Below are 19,371 nucleotides of genomic sequence, written 5' to 3' on the forward strand. Positions count from 1 at the left end.
CACGCCCACATCGATCACTACACGCTCACCCAGAGTCAACCGCGGCCGCTTCCGCGGCCCCTCGTCAAGAAATTTAGGTCTCACCCCGCCAGCGTCAGCAAACCACCGGCGTCCGCTGCGGACCGACACGCCGACGGCTAACCCAGCCTCGCCAGCAGACATCCCATCCCGAACGCGATCCCAGAACTGACGCATAATCCAGGGATAAGCCTTCAGATACACAACAACCTCCAACAAGGTGGCTGTTGCAATCACCCCCAGAAATCGCCTGGGCTTTTGCGGGCACGAGCGTCTGCTCGCGAGAGAAGTTGGGCATCAGGAGAGAAGATGGGGGCATGCCAAGCCCGAACACCTACGTCAAGGCCTGCATCAACGGCGCCCGCACGCCCGATCAGCACCCGGCCCTGCCGGTGAGCCCGCAGCAGATCGCCGATGCCGCGCTGGCCGTGCACCGGGCCGGCGCCAAGGCGGTGCACCTGCACCCCAAGACCGCCGACGGCGTCGACTCGCTGCACCCCGACGTCGTCGGTGCCGCGGTCGATGCCGCGCGACACGGCGTGCCCGGCCTGCCGATTGGGGTGACGACGGGCGCGTGGGCGCTGCCGGACCCGGAGCAACGCCTGCGCACCGTCGAAGGTTGGCGGGTACGACCCGACTTCGCGTCGGTGAACTGGCACGAGGACGGCGCCGAACCGCTGGCAAAGCTGCTGCTCGGCATGGGCATCGGCGTGGAGGCGGGCATCTTCCACGCCGAGGCGGCCGAGGCGTGGGCCGAATCGGAGGTCGCCGAGCACTGCCTGCGGGTGATGGTCGAACTGGGGCCCGACGCCGACACCACCGTCGCCGACGACGTGCTGTCTGCGGTGATGGCGGCGGGCTCGCCCGCATCGGTGCTCCTGCACGGCGTCGACGAAAGCTGTTGGCCGCTGCTGCAACACGCCGGCGCGCGCGGGGTGCAGACCCGCATCGGCCTTGAGGACACGCTGCTGTTGCCCGACGGCTCACCCGCACCCGACAACGCCGCACTGGTGTCGGCCGCGATCGAACTGCTCAGTCGGTAGACGCGGCCATCGAGAAGTCGGCGAAGTCGAACCCCGGCACCACGATGCAGCTGACCAGTGACGGCTCGTCGTCGCGGGGCCGCGCCCGCTGCCAGTTGCCCGGCGGTATCACCAGTTGCGGGTGCTCACCGGCGACGATGTCGGCGCCGAGCAGATGCGTTGCGGCCCTGTCTTGTTCGGGGCCGAACTCGAGCAACAGCGGGCTGCCGCGGTGGAAGAGCCATATCTCGGTGCTGCGCACCGTATGCCAAGCCGACTGCTGACCGGGCATGAGCAGGAACAAGATCGCGGTGCCCGCGCTGCGCGGGCCTTCGTAATCCATCGGCAATGCGGACTGGGGGATCGACAGACCGCTTCGCCAGGTCTCCCGGAAATAGCCGCCTTCGGGATGTGGCGACAGGTTCAGCCGCTTTGCCCAGTCCGGAAGCTCGCTCATCGCATAACCACCTCGAATCCGTGTCAATGACCCACACTAGAGAACGATGTCGAGTCCCACGCCGATCGTGCTCATCCACGGCCTGTGGTTATCCGCGGCCAGTTGGGCCCCCTGGGTCGAGCGGTACCGCGATGCGGGCCTCTGCGTGCACGCGCCGGCCTGGCCGGAAGGCCCCGACATCGGACTGGCCGAAGCGACCGACCACTTCGAGGCGTTCGTGCGGTCGCTGCCCGATCCGCCGATTCTCATCGGGCATTCGATGGGCGGGCTGATCACACAGTTGCTGCTGGGCCGCGGCGTCGGCACGGCGGGCGTGGCCATCCAGCCGTCGAAGCCGCGCGGTGTGCTGCGGGCCCCGCTGTCGATGCTGAGATCTGTGGCCTTCGTCCTGCGCGACCCGCGCAACCGGCATCGGGAAGTGCCGATCACGCCCGGGCATTTCCACTATGCGTTTGCGAATACGTTGTCGCGCAGTGAGTCCGACGAGTTGCATGCGCGGCTGACGATCCCCGCACCGGGGCGTGCGGTGTTCGACGTCGCGTTTGCCGACCTGGTGCCGAAGTCGACGGCGCCCAGCACAGTGGATTTCACGAAGAGCGACCGCGCCCCGTTGCTGCTGATCGCAGGCGACCGCGACCACCTGATGCCGGCGTCGGTGGTCTACGAGAACTACAACCGGTACCGCCGATCGCGTGCGGCGACCGATTTCAAGGTGTTTCAGAATCGACCGCATCTGATCACCGCGGTCCGCGGGTGGGAAGACGTGGCCGACTACGCGCTCACATGGACCTTGCGGCACACCGGATAGTCTTGGCGCCATGGGTCGCCTGAGCCCCGGCTGGCTTGTCGCGTTGTGCGCCGCGATCCTTGCTGTCGCGGTGTGGCTGCCGTGGCTGACGACCAGCGCCGACGGCGGTGGACGTGCCAACGCGTTGGGTGGGATCGTCGGGAGCCTGTCACTGCCGCCGCGCTTCGGCGCGGGCCAACTGATCGCGCTGCTGGCGTCGGCGCTGATCGTGGCGGGTGCAATGGCGGCCCGCGGGCTGTCGGCGCGGGCGGCATCCTCTGCCGCCCTTGCGATCTCGGTGCTGATCGGGGCTTTGACGATGTGGTATTACCGGCTCAACGTGCACCCACCGATCTCTGCGGGGTACGGGTTCTACATCGGTGCCGGTGTGACCGTGGTCGCTATCGTATTGTCCGTGTGGACGATGGTGGTGGCGTGGTCGTCGGTCGGGCGGCGCTCGTGACGGGCTTCATCGAACCGGTCACCCTGACCGGGCAGCGTTGGGTGATGCTGGAACCGCTTACCCGCGAGCATGTTTCCGAGATCGCGGCGGCCGCCTCCGACGGCGATGTCGGCAACCTGTGGTACACCGGTGCGCCATCGCCGCAGACGGCGGCCGAGTGGGTGGACATGCGGCTGAGCGTGCAGGGACCCGACACGGGCCTGACGTTCGTGGTGCGCCGGTTGGACGGCACCGTGGTGGGGTCGTCGAGCTACATGAATGTCGACCCGCGCAATCGTCGGCTCGAGATCGGCAATACGTGGTATGGCGAATCGGCGCGGCGCAGCGGTGTCAACTCCGAAACGAAGCTGCTCATGCTGACGCACGCCTTCGAGGTATTGGGCTGCGTGGCAGTGGAATTCCGCACGCACTTCTTCAACTTCGCCAGCCGCACGGCCATCGAGCGGCTCGGCGCGAAACTCGACGGCGTGCTACGCAGCCACCAACTGTTGCCTGACGGGTCGCGGCGCGACACCGTGGTGTATTCGGTCCTCGATCACGAATGGCTGTCGGTTAGAAGGCACCTGCAATTTCGACTGGACCGCCACGGTTAGCGCCGCGACCCGTTGCTCCTCGGTTTATCCAGCGTCGACCGTGGTGGTCTCGATGCTCTTCTGTTCGCCGCCGTGCGCGACTTCGATCTTGCGCGGCTTGGCCTTCTCGGAGAGCGGGATCGTCACCGTCAGCACACCGTTCTCGTACGTCGCCGAGATGCGGTCGCTGTCGATGCCCTCGCCGAGCGTGAGCTGACGACGGTAGCTGCCGAAGAATCGTTCGTTCACCATCCACTGCACACCCTCGTCACCGCGCGCGGTGCGATGCGCAGAGATCGTCAGCATGCCGTTGTCGACACTCACGTCGACCGAGCCGGGATCGACGCCGGGAAGATCGGCGGTCAAGACATAGTGGTCATCGATCTTGCACAGGTCCATCGGCATGAACCGAGGAGCGCGATTTGATCCGGTGCTCAGCAAGCCCCGGGTCAAGGCTTCAAGGTCACTGAACGGATCAGACAGCACAGCAATTCACCTCCTGTGTCGTGATGGTGCCCGCCACCCTGGCGGGCAGCTAAATCATTGTGCACCTCGGATATTAGCACTCTGCTGTCAAGAGTGCTAGCTCCTGGCAACCTGTGATCCGCGCAGCCTGCCCCCGCATTGGTCGCACGTCAGGCCCGCGGTGAAGCGCCGGCCGCAGGCCGTGTGAGCTAACTCCACCGCGGGCCCTTCCGGCGCCTCGAACCAGCGCTGCGCCCACTGCAGCGCGGTGATGATCACCGCGAACAGGCCGCGGCCCTTCTCGGTCAGGCGGTACCGGTTGTCGGCGGCGACGAGCACGCCGTTGGCGACGAAGATCGACAACCGGTCGGCCACCGAGCCCGGCGGAGCGGCGAGCTGCGTCTGAAAGTCGGTGAACCGGCTGAAGCCGACGAACGCGGCGACCAGGATCGCGAAGCCCCAGCGGTTGCCGAGCACGCTCATCGTCTGGGGGAACATGCCTGCCTCGGCCGACCCCGACCGGCGCCGCGTCGTCACCGCCGGTATCGAGCGGGCCCAGGTGCCGCTCGGTCCCCACTGCGCGACGACGTCCTTGTCGCTCGCCGGCTCGCCGCAGGCGCGGCAGATCACCTGTGGTGCGAACTCCGCGTCGCAGGCGGTGTGTCGCATGGCGGGCAGTGCGGGCACATGGTCGCTTACCCAGCGTCGCTCCCAGGCCCAGATCGACACCAGCATCGGCCACAGGGAGCGGCTGCGCGGCGTGGTCAGGTACTCGGCGCGCGGCGGATTCTTCTGGTACACACGGCGTTCCAACAGGCCTTCGGCGGTCAGCGTGCGCAGCCGGTTGGTCAGCACCGCGTCGGAGATGGGCAGGCCGGAGCGGAAGTCGCCGTAGCGGGTGGCGCCGAGGAGGGCCTGCTGCAGCACCAGCAGCGTCCACTCGTCGCCCAACAGCCCGAGCATGCGGGCAACGGCGTTGGGCTGCGGCCGCGGCGCCACCGGCCCTAGAGCCCGATCGCCTCGGCCGCGGTGTCGGTGCTGTGCCAGCGCCGCAGCGACGCGCCGTCGGCCCAGGTCGAGTGGGTGCCGCTGGAAATGCGCTCCGGCAGACGGAGTTTGCACACCGGGCCGTCGCTGACCCGGGTCGCGTCGAACACCAGGCAGTAGGACGCGTCGTCGTTCATGTCGGTGGTCAGGGTAATGAGGTAGCCGTCGTCCTCGGCGGCGCTTCCGAGTCGGGGCGCCATGGCGGTTTCGCTGCCGTAGACGCCGTCGCCGAAGCCGAAGCGTTCCTCGGCGCCGGTGTGCAGGTCGTGCTTGACCAGCCCGTCGAACAGGAACCAGCCCGGCTTGCCCGTCGCGGCGTAGGCGTAGCGGTAGGGCAGGCCGGCGTAGCCGCCGTTGATCATGCCGAATTCGGTGATGCTGTCGGTGAGCTGCTCCTCGGTGGTTGCGCCGGTGACCAGGTTGAACCGCCAGCGGCGCAACCGGGTCTGCAGCCGGTCGAGCGCCAGGAAGCGAAACGCCTTCTGCCACTTGTCACCGGTGAGGGTGTCGACGGGTACGGGGTCGCCTTCGTAGAAGCCGTCGAGCACGATTTCGTCGCCGTCCTCGTAGGCGTTAGTGAAGTGCAGCACGAACGTCGGGTCGGCCTCGAACCAGCGGATGTCGTCGGGACCGCCGCGGCGCGGGATGACCGCGAACCGCGACGGCATGTCCGGATGGAATCCGGGGAAGTGGATGTCGGCCTCCAGCAGTTTCGGGTCCCAGAACAGCGGAAAGTCGTTGAGGATGGCGTAATTCGTCGTGAACGCCATGTCGTGCGGCAGCCGCGGACCGGCCAGCGGGACGTCGGTGAGGTGCACCAGGTTGTTGTCTGCGTCGACCACGCCGTAACGCATGTACGGCGCCTGCTTGCTGTAGGTGAAGAACAGTAACTCGCCGGTGGCCTCGTCGACCTTGGGATGCGCCGACACGCCCCAGTCGAAGGGGAATCCGCCGCGCCAGTCCTCCTTGCCGAGCGTCTCGGCCGTCATCGGGTCGACGCGGTACAGGTCGCCGCACTGGTAGAAGCTGGTCAACGCGGTGCCACGGTGCACGATGACGTCGGTGCTGGAGGCGTCCTTCATCAGTGTCCGCGCGCCCCAGCCGTAGTCGCGTTTGGCGACCTGGATCGGTTCGGCCAGGCCGGGCCACAGCGCACCGCCGGCCTCGTCTTCGGCGAGCAGCCCGTCGGTGCGGATGAATCGGTTGCGGTAGAAGGCTTTTCCGTCGCGGAAGCCGACGATGTGGATCATGCCGTCGCCGTCGAACGGATGGTAGAACTTCAGCGACGGGTGCAGCGGGTTCTCGGTGTTGCGCAGGTACACCCCGTCGAGGTCGCGCGGGATCTCACCCTCGACGACTTCCAGGTCGTCGGCGTTGTACTCGGTGGTCTGCGGGCGCCACGGTCCCGTCCGGTAGGGATGGTCATCGTCCTCGGGCAGGGTCGACAGCCACTTGCCGACGATCTCGACGTCCATTTATAACCCCTCTGCCGATCCGACGATAAAGCTGACGGTGGTGGCGGTGCTGCCGCCGAAGTTCAAAGTGCCGAACGTTTTTGCGCCCTCGACCTGGTAGTCGCCCGCGGTGTTGCTGACCTGTTTGGCGGCGTCGAGCAGCATCCGCACGCCCGAGGCGCCGACGGGATGGCCGCCGCCGATGAGCCCGCCGCTGGGGTTGATCGGCAGCGCGCCGCCGATCTCGATGTCGCCGTTCTCGATGGCCTTCCAGGATTCGCCGGGCCCGGTCAGGCCGATGTGGTCGATCGCGAGATATTCGCTGGGCGTGAAGCAGTCGTGCACCTCGAAACCGTCCACGTCGTCGAGGCGGACGTGGGCGCGGTCGAACGCATCTTCCACGGCGCCGCGGACGTGCGGCAGCACGTACGGGTTGGCGGCGGACCGGTCGAGCTTCTGCTGCAGGCCGAGGCCGACGGTGCGGTGGCCCCAGCCCTCGATCCGGCCGATGGGGCGGACCGAGGGATGATCGCGCAGGAAGTCGTCGGTCGCCAGGACGATACCCGCGCCGCCGTCGGTCATCTGGCTGCAGTCGAAGCGGCGCAGTCGTCCTTCGATGACGGGGTTGGCGTCGTCGTCGGAGCCGCGCACCGTCAGGTCGGGTACGGTCCAGCCGCGGGTCTGGGCGTTCGGGTTGGCTCGCGCGTTGGCGAAGTTCAGGCCGGCGATTGCCCGCAGGTGGGCGTCATCGAGGCCGTAACGTTTGTCGTATTCGTCGGCGACGCGGGCAAACATGTTGGGCCACATGAACTTGGCGTCGTCGCCCTCGTGGCCGATCCAGGCGGCCGCGCCGAGATGCTGCGCGGCGGTGTCGCCGGGCACCGTTTTCTCCAGTTCGACGCCGACGACCAACGCCGTTCGGTAGGCGCCGGAGCGCAAATCGGCGATCGCGGCCAAGGCCGCGACGCTACCGGACGCGCATGCCGCTTCGTGACGCGATGACGGTGTCTCCCAGAGGTCTTCGTGCACGGTGGCGGGCATCGCCCCGAGATGTGCTTGGCGCGCGAACAATTCGCCGAATGCGTTGGCGACGTGCACGACCTCGATGGCGTCGGCGCCCACTCCCGCGGCCGCGAGCGTCGAGTCGACCACTTCGGTGGTCAGGTCGGCGAAGTCGCGGCCCTCCCGGGCCAGGTTGCGGGTGAAGTCGCTCTGATAGCCGCCGAGGATCCAGACGATCGTGGCGCTGGCCATGGGAACACCGTACTACAACTAACAGAGTGACTAAAGCGGGAAGACCAAATAGGGCGGCCTCGTCGGCTCCAGGTCTGAACCGACGAGACCTCAGCGGGCGCGACAGTCGACCGCCGCGCCCACCTGACACGCAGCATTGCCAACCTCGGCAAATGACAAACGTTCGGTGTGCGTACGTCGGTTCTGGGGAACTCTGCGTTGATGATCAATCAGCGAAACCATGAACTCGCTGTGCGGATGGCCGACTTGGCTCGAAACGTCGCGTCTCCGAGCAGTGTCGACGACGTGCTCGCCGACGTCACCAAGACTGCCGTCGAGTTGATCCCTGGCGCCGACAGCGCGGGAATCTTGATGATCCGCAAGGGCGGCAAGTTCGACTCGTTGGCGGGCACCGACGACCTGCCGCACCAACTCGACGTGCTGCAGATGACCTTCAACGAGGGGCCCTGCGTGCAGGCGGCGCTGGACGAGGTGATCATCCGGACCGACGACTTCCGCAGCGAACACCGCTGGCCGAAGTACTCGCCTGCGGTCGTCGAGGTCGGTGTGCGCAGCGGTTTGTCGCTCAAGCTCTACACCGCCAGCAGGACGGCAGGCGCGTTGAATTTATTTGCCTTCGAGCCCAACGCTTTTGACAGCGAAGCAGAAACGATCGGCACGGTGTTGGCGGCGCACGCCGCAGCAGCGATTCTAGCCAGCCGCGAAGGGGAGGAACTGCAGTCGGCATTGTCCACCCGTGACCGCATCGGTCAGGCCAAGGGCATCATCATGGAGCGCTACGGCGTCGACGACGTGCGCGCCTTCGACATGTTGCGGCGGCTGTCTCAGGACACCAACACCAGGCTCATCGATGTTGCGCAACGCGTCATCGACACCCGACAAACCGCGTGACAGCGGAACCGCCCCCCTTTCTGCGCCGAAACCGACATTTGGGTTGCGACACGCCGCGAATTCGCGCCCAAGTGTCGGTTTGGGGGTTCGTGTGGCGGGGCCCCGGAGCCGGCGCGGCAGTGCTGGGTAAGCGACGTCACGACTAAACCGGTGCTCAGCGGGTATACACCGGGCAATCAATATCGCCGTGACGGGAGCGCCCTCATTACAGACACGCTGGACACTACGAGCGCATCGGACCTAGTCGCTGCGCCGCAAGAGCGTCGAATCGACCTTGCCGTCGGGTCGATCGCCTACACCGTGGCAGGCGACGGGCCTGCCCTTCTGCTGGTCCACGGGCTGGGCGGCACGCGACAGACCTGGCAATACCTGATCGACGACTTGGCCCGCACCCATACGGTGATCGCCCCCGATCTGCCGGGTCACGGCGAGTCGGATCTGCCCGCAGGCGACTACTCGTTGGGTGCGCACGCCTGCGCGCTGCGGGATCTGACGTTGGCACTGGGGCACAAGCGTTTTTCGGTGGTCGGTCACAGCCTTGGTGGCGGCATCGCGTTGCAGACGGCGTACCAGTTTCCCGAACGCGTCGACCGACTGCTCCTCATCAGCAGTGGAGGGCTGGGCCCCGAGGTCAGCGTCGCGCTGAGGGCCGCCACGCTTCCGGGGGCCGACGCGATCATCGCAGCCCTCGGCCGACTCCCGGCGGCGGTGACCAGCCGCACCATGGCTGCGCTACCGGCGTGGTTGTCGGGGCCCGACGCCGAGCAGATCGCCGACCTGCTGACAGCACTTCGCGACAGCAAGCAGCGAACGGCGTTCATCCGCACCGCCCGATCGGTCATCAACTGGCGTGGGCAGGCGGTCAGCGCCCGACGTCACACCGGGCTGCTGCACGGCGTCCCGGTGCTGGCCGCGTGGGGAAGCGCCGATACCACCATTCCGCCCGACCATCATCGGGACTTCGCGGCCCGTGTACCCGATGCGGTAACCGTCGAAATCGACGGCGCCGGGCATTACCCGCATGAAACGCACAGCGCTCGACTGCTCGAGCCGATCCAGGACTTTTTGGCATCGACGAAGCCGTGCGAATACTCCGAACAGTCCTGGGTGCGGCGATTACGGAGGGCCAGCGGCTTCGGCGGCGTAGGCTCGACACATCGGCCTCGTCATCCGAAAGCTGGATGAGCGGTCGTTACCACGATTACGCGAGATCTGCCGAGCCTCGCCGAACGTTCACAGGTTCAGCCCCGAGCCGCTATATCGGCGGAACAAAGGGGGCTGGCCATGAAACCGCCGGCAACATATGACGACCTGACAGAGGTTTTCCGAGAACTCGCGACACTGGACAGGCAATCAGTCGAGTATGCGCGTCGTCGCGATGCCATCATCGAGCGCTGCTTGCCGCTCGCCGACCACATCGCCCGGCGCTTCAGCAACCGGGGCGAACCCGTTGAAGACCTCGTCCAGGTGGCGCGCGTCGGGCTGGTCAACGCGGTGAAGCGGTACGACGCCGACAACGGCGCGGATTTCTTGGCGTTTGCGATTCCCACCATGATGGGGGAGGTCCGCCGCCACTTCCGCGACCACGGGTGGGCGGTCAAGGTCCCGCGGCGGCTGAAAGAGTTGAACGCGCAGCTGAATTGGTGCCGCGAAGAGCTGTTCCAGCGACTGGGCCGCGCGCCGACGGCCAGTGAAATCGCCGCCGAACTCGGCATCGACCGGGAAGAGGTTGTGCAGGCACAGATCGCGTCCAGCGCGTACTCGACGCTGTCGTCGGACACGCCGGCGTTCGCGGGTGACGAGGACGAGGGACGTTCTCTGGCAAGCACATTCGGCGACGTAGACGCCAACCTGGACAAGGTTCTCGATATCCACACGGTACGACCGCTGCTGGCCGCCCTGCCCGAGCGCGAACAGACGATCCTGAAGCTGCGCTTCTTCGAGAACATGACGCAGAGCCAGATCGCCCGTCGCGTCGGCATCTCTCAAATGCACGTGTCGCGGCTGCTCGCCAAATCGTTGGCGACGCTGCGGCGGCAGGTCGACGTGCTCGAACCGGCGTGATAGGTCCGGCTACTCCAGATCGGCAAGCGCCTTGCGGGCGGCTTCCAGCTCGGCTTCAAGGGCGGCGACCTTGGCGGCCTGCTGGGCGCGGGCCTCTTCGATGACCTGATCGATCGGCGTCGAGAGGTCCTCGTGCAGTTCCTTGGCCGCGCGGGAGACGGCGGCGGCCGCGACGGCCAGATCGCGGGCCAGATAGCTGCTGCCCTGCTTGAGCTCGGCGCGCCATTCGCCGTCGGCCGTGCCGGTGACGGTGAGGGTCAGCTCGAGAGTCTTGGCCTTCTTGCCTGCCGCCTTCTTGGCCGGGGCCTTCTTCGGCTTCTCCGCGGCGGTGGGCGCCTCGGGCGCTGGCGTGCTCTCGGGCGGAGTGCTCTCGGATGAAGTCGAGATTTCCGGAGTGTCGACGTCGGTGGACGGCGCTGCGGCTGGCAGAGTGTCAACAGTCATCGTTACGGCGATTCTCCTAACGTCCTTCTGAACGTCGCCCGCATTTACGGGCTGGCTCCCGAATTATTAGAACATATGTTCGGCCAGAGATCAATTTTCTTCCCCTGTCCCAGGCGAGACGTGCACATAAGGCTCGATCGCTTCAAAATCGCGAAAGGCGCTGAGCAGCAGTGACTTTGACAATAGAGGCGTACTGTATTCCTACAGGCTGACGCTACGCTCTCGAATGATCGATCCAACGTGGAGGCGACTCCACGAGATTGGGCCCGAACGTGCCCTTGCTCGGCCCATCCTGACGGCACCGTCAACCGTCGAGCCGCTGACCTGCGAAGCCCCCGGCTGCAACCCAGGGCTCCTTCGCGGAGGCGAATGTGGAAACCACCGTTCTTGCACGCGCCGGCTGCTGGCGGGGACGACGGCCGTCGTCGCACAGTCGGCGAACCCCGGGGAAGCGCTCGACGGCCTGATCGACTTTCACCTGGACTTCGCGCTCGGCGAGTCTGGCGCCCGGTTGATGGCACAAGCGACGTTCGGACTGTTGAACTCGACGCCGCATTCGGTGAAGCCCGGCGCCGTCACGACGGCCGGGCGCGCCGGTTAGCTGTCAGTGCCACATCCTGCGGCCACCGACGGGCCGTCCGACGGACGCCGGGATGCGCTACACCGCGCCGATGACGAGCAGTTGCACACCGAGGTAGGCCAGGATCGACAGGTTGACCAGCAAACCATCAACAAGCGGGATCGCTCCCGGGACAATCGTGGCCACCCCAATCATCAACTGCCAGTTAACTACTGGCTGGGTTCCGGTAGCTGGCAGTCGGTGGCCTCCGCGTTGACTCCTCTGTAGTTCATCGGCCCGACAACCACGGTCATGGCGATGCTCGCCACTGTCGCACAGGTGATTTCGCTGTCGGAGAAGTAATCGCGCTGGTACGCGGCAACCGCACCGCTCAGCAACCAGACCACCGCGAGAACGCTGAGAATTTTGCCGCCTTTCATGTGCCTCCATCCGTTCTGCCACCTCTACTCCGCGCGCAGCTATCTACCCGCGACAATCTCGGTAGACATTGCTACGGCCGACGATTCGGTCACACGTCGTGCGTGGGACCGAACGCCGAGACAAGCCAATCACACATGGCCTTGGTCAGCACCGCTTGGTTCTCACGCTTGGCGATTTTCGTGACCATCGTCGTCGAACATCGGCTGTTCGAGGGTGGGGCCGAGGGCTCGCAAGCGTCATACATCTGCTCCGACTCCTCGGGCGGCACCTTGATGTCGTTGGCGCCGTGCGCGAAAAGCAAAGGGGCAGTCGGGGAGTCCAAACGTTGCAGCAGCGACAGTTCGTGCCTCAGGTCGCGGTCGCTAACTCGCGCTCCATTTAGCGGGCGTGCGCGTTCGTCAGCCGTGATACGGATCCCCTTCGCCACTTCGGTTGCCTGGACCTTTCAAAAAGACTTTGAGACAACGCCTTACGACGTCCTCACTGAAAACAGTGGTCGCGCGTGTGGGCCCTGCGGCAAGCGTTATCGGCAAGTGGCCGATCTCCATCAAGTTTCGGGATTGATCCGTGTTTCGGTGTGTCGCGATTGCAATCAGTCAGATACGATATCCGGCGCGCCACCGTCAAAGGGCTATAGACGATGTGCGTCAGGCGATTCTGGGGTTCGGCGCCGGGATTCGAACGCGCCGGAACATCGCCGGAGGCACGGAGGGGAGGGCCGACCGTGCGTGCTCGTCGGACCGTAGTTATCACGGGAATCGTGATTTTCGCGTGGTGTGTTGCTGCCCTTGCCGGGTTCGGCAATCTGTTGTTCGGGTTAATTTGCGCGTCGGCGGTACTAGGCGCTGCGATTGCTGTCGCGATGCGTTTCCGGCGTCATCGGCGTTTTGCGATGTTCGGAGCGGAACTGTATTACGCATCTTCTATCGTCCTGCAACGCGACAAGTGGGCGGACCTGATGGAGATCTTGGGTCTGTGTGTCGATGCCGATCTGCGACGAACGCGCTCTGCTCGGGCGAGGGGTGTCATGACTGGGGTCGCCTGGAGCGACCGGCGCTCAGTTCGATACATACCGACTGTGGCTGAAGTGACTGAGGCGCCGTATGGGCTGGCGGTGACCGTGGATGGTGCGCCGGGCCAAAGCCGCGATGTTTGGCAGCGTTACTGCGGTCGACTGAGCTCGACGCTGAGGGTGCGGGAAGTGGCAGTGGCCGAGCCGAAACCAGGGACATTCGAACTGCAATTGCGCGTGCGCGATCCGCTCGGCGCGCCCAATGCGCTTTCATCGGTTCCGCGTTCACGCGGATGGGAGTTGCCGCTCGGCGTCGACGAGCAAGGCCGCTGGGTTGCGGAATCCTGCCGCAATCTGAGTGGGGTGGTCGTCGGCGGGCTCCCTGGCAGCGGCACGAACAACTGGCTCACATTCGCACTCGCTTCGCTGGCCGAACGAGACGACATTCAATGGCTTCTGATTGACGGCAAGCGAGGCTACGACTTGGACGGGCTGGCCCCGCGGGCCTATCGCTATATCGGTGGCGACGCTGCTGGGAAGCTCGAAACAGTCCGAGATGCCTTGCGAGACGTGCAGATGTTGATGCACGAACGCTTGCGCAAGGCGCGCGAACTCTATGGCCGCGCGAACCTTTGGTCTGCTGGACCCAGTCGACTGCATCCCGTCGTGGTTGTCGTCATCGATGAGTGTCAATTGTATTTGGATCCTAGATCTTTCCCTTCAAAGGAGTCGAAAGCCGTTGGCGCGGAGATTGATGCCATCGTTCGGGACCTGGTTATGCGCGGAAGATCCGCTGGCATTCTGGTTATTCTCAGCACCCAAAGGCCGACCGCTAACAGCATCCCGACTAGCACTCGTGACAACTGTGCGCTACGGGTGTGCTTCTCCGTTCGTACCCGCGAATCGGCAGTGGCAGTGCTGGGCGAATTCTCGACGGATTCGGCGACGAGTCCGGTCGGTGCTCCTATCGGTGTCGGTGTGAGCTCGCTTGAAGGCTTCGAGGTTCGGTTCAGAAGTCCATTCGTTCCCGACAATGCGGTCGCCGAACACATACGGGCCACTGCGGGTCTCACTGCTAACCCACTGGATCTACTTCGCGGCGCCTTTATGGATCTGACCGTTGGCGCCGAGATTCAACCGGCGTCGACAAGCCAGACGGAACCGCAGAATTCGGACACACGCCGGCCCTGGGCCGGCACGTGACCCGATGAATCCTTAGGGGGCACTCGGAGAGCACACGGTTTCGCGACTCGATGCACGATCGTCGGCTGAGTCCAGTGAGGACGCGGCAACCGTCGCAGGTTGCCCTCGATCGTCGGCTGCCATTGCGTGAGGGTCGACCGTGTCAGGTTTCTGGCCAGCTCCGAGTTTGAGGGGCTTCTCCGGCCGATCCGCTGCACCTGATGCGTTGAGCAAAGAGGCCGCGCTCATCGGCGGCTGATGCCAGGCGATTGACTATCGGCAGCCAGGCTGCGTCGTCTGATGCCAACCAATCACCGACCACCGCAACGACCGCAACAAACCGAGGCCAGTCGGCGAGCACCTGAAAACCATCGCTGACCAGCGAAAACGAGTGCCCCCGGCAGGATTCGAACCTGCGACACCGGCTTTAGGAGAGCCGTGCTCTATCCCCTGAGCTACGAGGGCGGGACGCTGGGAGCTTACCGCGCGGCGTGCACGGCACTCCGGCCCTGCGCTAGTGGGCCGGGCGGGGCCGCTGGTCGATCAGCGACCCGTCCCGGCCACACATCGCGACGAGCGCTACATGCCCGCGCCGCGGTGCCCATTCCGGATACCCCTCGCGGATCCAGCAGGCGAACAACGATGGGCAGTGCCAAGCCATGACGATGGCGCGGCGAGTACGCGCAACCGTGCGGCGAGGTCGCCTGACCCCGTCGCTGCGCTGCACAAACGGCACTCCCATGACGAAAGACTGTTCCCCGGCTCGGTCCATCTGAAACCGCGCGCCGAAGCCGCTTACCGCAGTTCGGCGATTACTTTCGAGAATGCCTCGGCATGCTTGTCCTGGACAATCAAATAACTGACGCCGTAGGTGTCGCGGTAGCCGCGAAGGGTGTCGGCGATGTCGCGGGTCGACCCGGACAGCACCGCGGGCGTCGACAACAGTTCCTCGTGGGACAGGTGCGGCAGGAATCGCCGCGTGATCGACACGTCCGGCTGACCCGACTCGTCGCGAGGCATTGCCGTGATCGCGAGGTTCAACTCCAAAGACCGGTCACCGGCCGCGCGGCGCACGAAGTCGATGCGCTCGGCGAATAGATCGGACTCGTCGCTGATCGGTTGGCCGCCGGTCAGCCCGATGATGTCGGCCTGCTGTGCCGCTATCGTCAGCAGCCGGTCGCCGTTACCCGCGATCAGGATCGGCACATCGGGCAGATGCTCTCGGATGTGCTCGGTGACGTGGCCCAGGTACTCGACCCGCTCGCGGGCGCTCGGGTACCGCAGTTCGGCGGCCTCGAACTCGTGCTGGGCATAACCGGCACCCAACCCCAGCTCGAAGCGCCCGCCCGACAGGTCCCGCAGCGCCTCCACGTCGCGGGCCAGCAGCGCGGGCTTGTAGAAGCAGGCATTCAGCACGAACGTGCCGAGGTGCAGCCTCTCGGTGGCCGCGGCCGCGGCCATCAACGTCGGAAACGGTGCGGGCGCCCCGATGTGATCGGGCAGGTGCAAGACGTCGAAGCCGAGGTCCTCTGCGCGACGCGCCGCGTCCTGCACCGCCGACAACGACTTGGCGACACGCAGGCCGACGCCGAACCGGAACTCTCTGGCCACCCCGCGATCGTAGGTGATGTCCGCCACTGCCGAACTCCCTGGTTTTTGCATGAGTGGTTGTGGCGCCACAGAATTCACGACCCGGGACGCATAAACCAGCGTCAAAATCAAGCCCCATTTTCATGTTTGGCGCGAAACCGTTCGGGGCAATACTCAGGCCGCCAGACTTCGCGGCCCCGCGGAGTACAACCGCAAGGAGCCATCGCGTGATCCGGCCCGTCGACGAGAATTCCGGCGGGCCGGATCAACTTTTCAAGCCCATGGCCAGTCATCCCACAGTCGGTGTCGAGGAGGAATTCCTTCTCGTCGACCCCGCCTCCGGTGAACCCGTCGCGCGCAACGCGTCGGTCGCCCGCCGTGCCGAGGCGCGCGGCGTCGAGCTGCAACTCGAGCTGACCACCTGCCAGGTGGAGACGACGACGGAGGTCGCGGCCACCACCGACGAACTCCGCTCCGAACTGACCCGGCTCCGCCACATCGCCGCCGAAGCCGCCGAGGCCGACGGCGCGCGGCTGCTGGCGGTGGGACTGCCGCCGACGGTGCCGCACGAATTCCCGATCACCGACACCTCCCGCTACCGCAAGATCGGCGAGCGGTTCGGGATGATCGCCCACGAGCAGGGCATCTGCGGCTGCCACGTGCACGTCGCCGTGCCCGACCGCGAAGCCGCCGTCCGCGTCAGCAACCGGCTGCGGCCGTGGCTTCCGCTGCTGCTGGCCGTCGCCGCCAACTCGGCGGTGTACCGCAACGCCGACACCGGCTACGCCAGCTGGCGCAGCATCCTGTGGCAGCGCTGGCCCAGCGCGGGACCGCCGCCGCACTTCGAGTCCGCCGACGAGTACGACGCCGTCGTCCGGATGCTGCTCAACACCGGCGCGATGCTGGACGAGGGAATGACCTACTGGGACGTGCGCCCGTCGGCCAATTTCCCGACGGTCGAGGTGCGCGTCGCCGATGTGCCCGCGACGGTGGCCGAGACGGTGCTGCTGGCCGCGCTGGTGCGCGGTTGCGTGATGACGGCGCTGGCGGAAGAGCGGCGCGGTGACACGCTTCCCCCGCTGGCCGACCACGCGCTGCGGGCGGCCTACTGGAAGGCCGCGCGCGACGGGCTCGACGGGCATGCGATCGACCTGACCGAGAGCCATGCGGCGGTGCCGACAGTGCAGCTGCTCGACGGGCTTGTCGACCACATCCGGCCGGCACTTGAATCGGTCGGCGATTACGACATGGTGCGCTCCGAAATGACGCGCATCGCCGAACACGGCAACGGCGCCATGCGGCAGCGGCGGGCATGGCAGCGCAGACACGACATCGCCGACGTCCTCGCCGAAGCGGCCGCCGCGACCTTGGAGTGAAAGCTAGCAGTACAGCGCGGTGAGAATGTCTGCCCGCGGATCCTCCGACACGCTCGCCACGTCGGGATCCTGGGTCAGTGTCACCGAAATAGCCTCGCGGCCGGGAGCTTTGGCCATCACGCTGTGATAGCCGAGCAGATCGCCGCCGTGCGCCCATGCCGTGACGCCGCAGGGCAGCGACATCGCGGCAAGGCCGAGGCCGTAGCTCATCGCGCCGTCACGGTTGGGCATGGAAACGGTCTGCATCATCTCGCGCAACTGCGCGGGCGGCACCACGCGACCGTCGACGAGCGCGCCGATGAACGCCGACAGGTCCTCGTTGGTCGACACCAGCATGCCCGACATCCCGGTCGCCGACGCGTTGAAGTCGGTGACGTCCGTGCGCACCCCGTCTTCGCGTTCGTAGCCGTGGGCGAACGGTGCCCGCAGCCCGGTGTCACCCGGTGCGGGGAAATAGGTTTCGCGAAGGCCCAGCGGCGCGATGACGCGACGGGTGACCTCGTCGGTGGCCGGACGGCCGGTGACGGCTTCGATGAGCAGGCCGACGACGATGTAGTTGGTGTTGGTGTACTTCATCTGGGTGCCCGGCGCGAACTGCGCCGGCCGGGCCAGCGCGCTGTCGAGCAGCTGGTCGGCCGTCACGGGTTGAGTGGGAATCGCGGTGACGTCGTCGAAGTACTCGGGCAAACCGCTTTGGTGGCGCAGTAATTGCCGCACCGTGATGGCGTTGCCGTCGATGCCGTCGCCGTGGATTCGCCCCGGCAGATACGTCTCGATCGGCGCATCGAGGTTCACCCGACCTTCCGCGACGAGCTGCATCACCGTTGCGGCGACGAAGGTTTTCGTGATGCTGGCCGCGCGGACATGGGTGTCCGGCTCAAACGGGATGCCCGCGTCGACGTCGGAGTGGCCCGCGCTGTAGCGAATCACGTCGGCGCCGTTGCGCACGACGACGACGCCGCCGGGCAAGTCACCCGTCTCGACCGCCCGCGACAGTGCGGCGTCGACGGCGCGAACGTCGGCATGGGCGGGAGCCGCAACCGCGACCAGAAAGGCTATGAGTGCGAAGAGGATTGGCCGGTGCACTGAGCCGACGTTAGTCGCCAGCTGTGCGCCGCCGCGACGAGGCCCTGGATCAGCGCCGACGTCGGAGGGGACAGACCGTCGTCGTCGGGTGGCGCGCTGCGCGGGCTGATGCCTCGCAGCCGCGGCGACAGTTCGAGCTGGGTGCCGCCGCTACGCACGCGATTGACGGGGTTGTCGGGATGCAGGCCTCGAAGCTCGCGCGGGATCGCGCCCAGGTCGGTCACCACTTGATAGCCCGGCACCGCGATGTGGTCGGCCACGTGCGATGCGAACGCACGGTTGGCGCCGCCGGCGAGCACCTGGGTGCTGCGGCCCAGCCGACCGTAGCCGTGCAGTGAGACGACGACCTCGACGTGGTCGAGAAACTCTGCGAGGCGGTCGGATTCGGCCGGATCGTAGAGCCGAGACGGCAGGTGGTGCGGATAGTTCTGCGGATGCCGCAGCAGGTATACCGACGCGCCCGCTGCGTCGGCCGCGCGTTCGGCGATCACATCGGTCATCTGCTCGAGCCCGCCGCCGTGGATCGCCATGAACCCGAATGGCGATCGCAGCGTGCTTTCCTCCCGTACGCGGGGATCGGCCAGCAGCTCTGAAAGTGATTGCGGCGCACCGGGACCCGAGTTGTTCTTGGGCACCGGCCAACTCGACGGATCCCAACGGCGGAGGAAATCGATCCAGCGGTGCGGCAGCCCGTGGTGATGCGCGCCGTCGATGATGCGCTCGAGGTAGCCGGGCCGCGGCGGGCCGGGGTCGACGCGGTGGTCGATATACACCCACGCCTCGGCAGGACCCGCGTCGGTCTGCACGATCAGCCGATCCCGGCGATACCGCACCGGCACGCCCTCGGCGGAATCGAGCGTGGCGAGGTCGTGGTCGTCGACCTCCCACAGAACGCCGTGCACCGTCGAACCCTGGAATGGCTCGACGGTGGCCACGCCGCGCTCGTTGATCAACCAGTCGTGATCGGTCAGCGTCGCGGGCCGCGGATTGCGCGCGTTCGGGCACCGTAGCGCCATCTGCTGCACGCACAGGTTGGACCCGTACGCGAAGTAGCTGTGGCGATGCATCCAATCCAGCCTATAGGCGAACGCCTACAGCCCGCCGCACCGTGCCGGCGCCAGGAATGGGATGTTGATCGGCGGGCAGTCGGGCGGCAACGGCGCCGGGGGTGGGGGAGGACCCTGCGG

The 19,371-nt window shown here is 66.3% G+C and carries 21 protein-coding genes, 1 tRNA gene and 1 pseudogene; 10 read left to right on the forward strand and 13 right to left on the reverse strand.

The window, feature by feature from the left end:
• Window positions 1-195: pseudogene (locus CQY20_RS36265) on the reverse strand (IS30 family transposase); the annotation flags it as partial.
• Window positions 196-335: 140 nt separating this feature from the next.
• On the opposite strand from CQY20_RS36265, the gene CQY20_RS29125 reads away from it, so the two are divergent.
• On the forward strand, window positions 336-1,061 hold the full coding sequence (locus tag CQY20_RS29125) for a 3-keto-5-aminohexanoate cleavage protein (protein WP_097944074.1): 726 nt from the start codon (window positions 336-338) through the stop codon (window positions 1,059-1,061).
• Here the strand turns inward: CQY20_RS29125 and CQY20_RS29130 are convergent.
• On the reverse strand, window positions 1,051-1,497 hold the full coding sequence (locus tag CQY20_RS29130) for a cupin domain-containing protein (protein ID WP_097944076.1): 447 nt from the start codon (window positions 1,495-1,497) through the stop codon (window positions 1,051-1,053). The two genes, CQY20_RS29125 and CQY20_RS29130, sit on opposite strands and share 11 nt — an antisense overlap.
• Window positions 1,498-1,543: 46 nt before the next feature.
• Here CQY20_RS29130 and CQY20_RS29135 point away from each other — a divergent pair, with 46 nt between their 5' ends.
• The 3 genes from CQY20_RS29135 to CQY20_RS29145 are packed head-to-tail and all read left to right on the forward strand — an operon-like array spanning window position 1,544 to window position 3,340.
• Window positions 1,544-2,305, forward strand: coding sequence for an alpha/beta fold hydrolase (locus tag CQY20_RS29135; protein WP_097944078.1), 762 nt, complete (start codon window positions 1,544-1,546; stop codon window positions 2,303-2,305).
• A 10-nt stretch (window positions 2,306-2,315) separates the two neighbouring features.
• The gene (locus CQY20_RS29140; protein WP_097944080.1) at window positions 2,316-2,747 is read left to right on the forward strand and encodes a hypothetical protein; all 432 of its coding nucleotides are present in this window, start codon (window positions 2,316-2,318) and stop codon (window positions 2,745-2,747) included.
• A complete protein-coding gene (locus CQY20_RS29145) occupies window positions 2,744-3,340 on the forward strand; it encodes a GNAT family N-acetyltransferase (protein ID WP_097944105.1) in 597 nt (198 codons plus the stop codon). Before CQY20_RS29140 ends, CQY20_RS29145 begins: the two co-directional genes overlap by 4 nt.
• Window positions 3,341-3,364: 24 nt before the next feature.
• Here the strand turns inward: CQY20_RS29145 and CQY20_RS29150 are convergent, their stop codons facing one another.
• The 4 genes from CQY20_RS29150 to CQY20_RS29165 form a co-directional block, all read right to left on the reverse strand.
• Window positions 3,365-3,718, reverse strand: coding sequence for an Hsp20/alpha crystallin family protein (locus CQY20_RS29150; protein ID WP_234816471.1), 354 nt, complete (start codon window positions 3,716-3,718; stop codon window positions 3,365-3,367).
• A 183-nt stretch (window positions 3,719-3,901) separates the two neighbouring features.
• On the reverse strand, window positions 3,902-4,747 hold the full coding sequence (locus CQY20_RS29155; protein ID WP_097944107.1) for a winged helix-turn-helix transcriptional regulator: 846 nt from the start codon (window positions 4,745-4,747) through the stop codon (window positions 3,902-3,904).
• Window positions 4,748-4,788: 41 nt separating this feature from the next.
• A complete protein-coding gene (locus CQY20_RS29160) occupies window positions 4,789-6,306 on the reverse strand; it encodes a carotenoid oxygenase family protein (protein ID WP_097944084.1) in 1,518 nt (505 codons plus the stop codon).
• On the reverse strand, window positions 6,307-7,539 hold the full coding sequence (locus CQY20_RS29165) for an acetyl-CoA acetyltransferase (protein ID WP_097944086.1): 1,233 nt from the start codon (window positions 7,537-7,539) through the stop codon (window positions 6,307-6,309).
• A 201-nt stretch (window positions 7,540-7,740) separates the two neighbouring features.
• Here CQY20_RS29165 and CQY20_RS29170 point away from each other — a divergent pair, with 201 nt between their 5' ends.
• The 3 genes from CQY20_RS29170 (at window position 7,741) to CQY20_RS29180 (ending at window position 10,494) form a co-directional block, all read left to right on the forward strand.
• Complete coding sequence (locus tag CQY20_RS29170; protein ID WP_097944088.1) at window positions 7,741-8,430, forward strand: GAF and ANTAR domain-containing protein; 690 nt, start codon at window positions 7,741-7,743, stop codon at window positions 8,428-8,430.
• A 150-nt stretch (window positions 8,431-8,580) separates the two neighbouring features.
• Entirely contained in the window at window positions 8,581-9,615 is a 1,035-nt protein-coding gene (locus tag CQY20_RS29175) for an alpha/beta fold hydrolase (RefSeq protein WP_234816472.1), read from the forward strand.
• Between the two features lie 99 nt (window positions 9,616-9,714).
• Window positions 9,715-10,494, forward strand: a complete 780-nt coding sequence (locus tag CQY20_RS29180; RefSeq protein WP_097944090.1) for a SigB/SigF/SigG family RNA polymerase sigma factor — start codon at window positions 9,715-9,717, stop codon at window positions 10,492-10,494.
• Between the two features lie 9 nt (window positions 10,495-10,503).
• On the opposite strand, the gene CQY20_RS29185 is transcribed toward CQY20_RS29180, so the two are convergent.
• Window positions 10,504-10,938 carry a DUF6319 family protein gene (locus tag CQY20_RS29185; protein WP_097944092.1) on the reverse strand — a complete coding sequence of 145 codons (435 nt, stop codon included), beginning with the start codon at window positions 10,936-10,938 and terminating at the stop codon, window positions 10,504-10,506.
• A gap of 226 nt (window positions 10,939-11,164) precedes the next feature.
• Between CQY20_RS29185 and CQY20_RS36025 the strand changes: the two genes are divergently transcribed.
• A complete protein-coding gene (locus tag CQY20_RS36025; RefSeq protein ID WP_272938840.1) occupies window positions 11,165-11,539 on the forward strand; it encodes a hypothetical protein in 375 nt (124 codons plus the stop codon).
• 188 nt (window positions 11,540-11,727) lie between these two features.
• Here CQY20_RS36025 and CQY20_RS29195 read toward each other — a convergent pair whose 3' ends face one another.
• On the reverse strand, window positions 11,728-11,937 hold the full coding sequence (locus CQY20_RS29195) for a hypothetical protein (RefSeq protein WP_097944094.1): 210 nt from the start codon (window positions 11,935-11,937) through the stop codon (window positions 11,728-11,730).
• 89 nt (window positions 11,938-12,026) lie between these two features.
• On the reverse strand, window positions 12,027-12,365 hold the full coding sequence (locus CQY20_RS36360) for an alpha/beta hydrolase family protein (RefSeq protein ID WP_474630428.1): 339 nt from the start codon (window positions 12,363-12,365) through the stop codon (window positions 12,027-12,029).
• Between the two features lie 333 nt (window positions 12,366-12,698).
• On the opposite strand from CQY20_RS36360, the gene CQY20_RS34615 reads away from it, so the two are divergent.
• Window positions 12,699-14,153 carry an FtsK/SpoIIIE domain-containing protein gene (locus CQY20_RS34615; RefSeq protein WP_133119159.1) on the forward strand — a complete coding sequence of 485 codons (1,455 nt, stop codon included), beginning with the start codon at window positions 12,699-12,701 and terminating at the stop codon, window positions 14,151-14,153.
• Window positions 14,154-14,524: 371 nt separating this feature from the next.
• Here the strand turns inward: CQY20_RS34615 and CQY20_RS29215 are convergent.
• Window positions 14,525-14,597, reverse strand: a tRNA-Arg gene (locus CQY20_RS29215).
• A 330-nt stretch (window positions 14,598-14,927) separates the two neighbouring features.
• Window positions 14,928-15,743: an LLM class F420-dependent oxidoreductase gene (locus tag CQY20_RS29220; protein ID WP_097944111.1), complete on the reverse strand. Its 816-nt coding sequence runs from the start codon at window positions 15,741-15,743 to the stop codon at window positions 14,928-14,930.
• 260 nt (window positions 15,744-16,003) lie between these two features.
• On the opposite strand from CQY20_RS29220, the gene CQY20_RS29225 reads away from it, so the two are divergent.
• Window positions 16,004-17,098 (forward strand): glutamate--cysteine ligase 2, encoded by a 1,095-nt coding sequence (locus tag CQY20_RS29225; protein ID WP_097944113.1) that lies wholly within the window; start codon window positions 16,004-16,006, stop codon window positions 17,096-17,098.
• Between the two features lie 3 nt (window positions 17,099-17,101).
• Here CQY20_RS29225 and CQY20_RS29230 read toward each other — a convergent pair whose 3' ends face one another.
• Window positions 17,102-18,184 carry a serine hydrolase domain-containing protein gene (locus CQY20_RS29230; protein WP_234816473.1) on the reverse strand — a complete coding sequence of 361 codons (1,083 nt, stop codon included), beginning with the start codon at window positions 18,182-18,184 and terminating at the stop codon, window positions 17,102-17,104.
• Window positions 18,154-19,251, reverse strand: coding sequence for a poly-gamma-glutamate hydrolase family protein (locus CQY20_RS29235; RefSeq protein WP_097944103.1), 1,098 nt, complete (start codon window positions 19,249-19,251; stop codon window positions 18,154-18,156). Before CQY20_RS29235 ends, CQY20_RS29230 begins: the two co-directional genes overlap by 31 nt.
• Between the last annotated feature and the right edge of the window lie 120 nt (window positions 19,252-19,371).

It is taken from the genome of Mycolicibacterium agri, assembly GCF_002553505.1.
In the GTDB taxonomy this organism is placed as follows: Bacteria; Actinomycetota; Actinomycetes; order Mycobacteriales; family Mycobacteriaceae; genus Mycobacterium; species Mycobacterium agri.

Coding starts and splice junctions, on each gene's coding strand:
- CQY20_RS29155 (WP_097944107.1), bottom strand. CDS start 4,747: ATGCTCGGGCTGTTGGGCGACGAGTGGACGCTGCTGGTGCTGCAGCAG.
- CQY20_RS29160 (WP_097944084.1), bottom strand. CDS start 6,306: ATGGACGTCGAGATCGTCGGCAAGTGGCTGTCGACCCTGCCCGAGGAC.
- CQY20_RS29225 (WP_097944113.1), top strand. CDS start 16,004: ATGGCCAGTCATCCCACAGTCGGTGTCGAGGAGGAATTCCTTCTCGTC.
- CQY20_RS36025 (WP_272938840.1), top strand. CDS start 11,165: ATGATCGATCCAACGTGGAGGCGACTCCACGAGATTGGGCCCGAACGT.
- CQY20_RS29125 (WP_097944074.1), top strand. CDS start 336: ATGCCAAGCCCGAACACCTACGTCAAGGCCTGCATCAACGGCGCCCGC.
- CQY20_RS29165 (WP_097944086.1), bottom strand. CDS start 7,539: ATGGCCAGCGCCACGATCGTCTGGATCCTCGGCGGCTATCAGAGCGAC.
- CQY20_RS29180 (WP_097944090.1), top strand. CDS start 9,715: ATGAAACCGCCGGCAACATATGACGACCTGACAGAGGTTTTCCGAGAA.
- CQY20_RS29185 (WP_097944092.1), bottom strand. CDS start 10,938: ATGACTGTTGACACTCTGCCAGCCGCAGCGCCGTCCACCGACGTCGAC.
- CQY20_RS29130 (WP_097944076.1), bottom strand. CDS start 1,497: ATGAGCGAGCTTCCGGACTGGGCAAAGCGGCTGAACCTGTCGCCACAT.
- CQY20_RS29195 (WP_097944094.1), bottom strand. CDS start 11,937: ATGAAAGGCGGCAAAATTCTCAGCGTTCTCGCGGTGGTCTGGTTGCTG.
- CQY20_RS29170 (WP_097944088.1), top strand. CDS start 7,741: ATGATCAATCAGCGAAACCATGAACTCGCTGTGCGGATGGCCGACTTG.
- CQY20_RS29135 (WP_097944078.1), top strand. CDS start 1,544: ATGTCGAGTCCCACGCCGATCGTGCTCATCCACGGCCTGTGGTTATCC.
- CQY20_RS29140 (WP_097944080.1), top strand. CDS start 2,316: ATGGGTCGCCTGAGCCCCGGCTGGCTTGTCGCGTTGTGCGCCGCGATC.
- CQY20_RS29235 (WP_097944103.1), bottom strand. CDS start 19,251: ATGCATCGCCACAGCTACTTCGCGTACGGGTCCAACCTGTGCGTGCAG.
- CQY20_RS29150 (WP_234816471.1), bottom strand. CDS start 3,718: ATGGACCTGTGCAAGATCGATGACCACTATGTCTTGACCGCCGATCTT.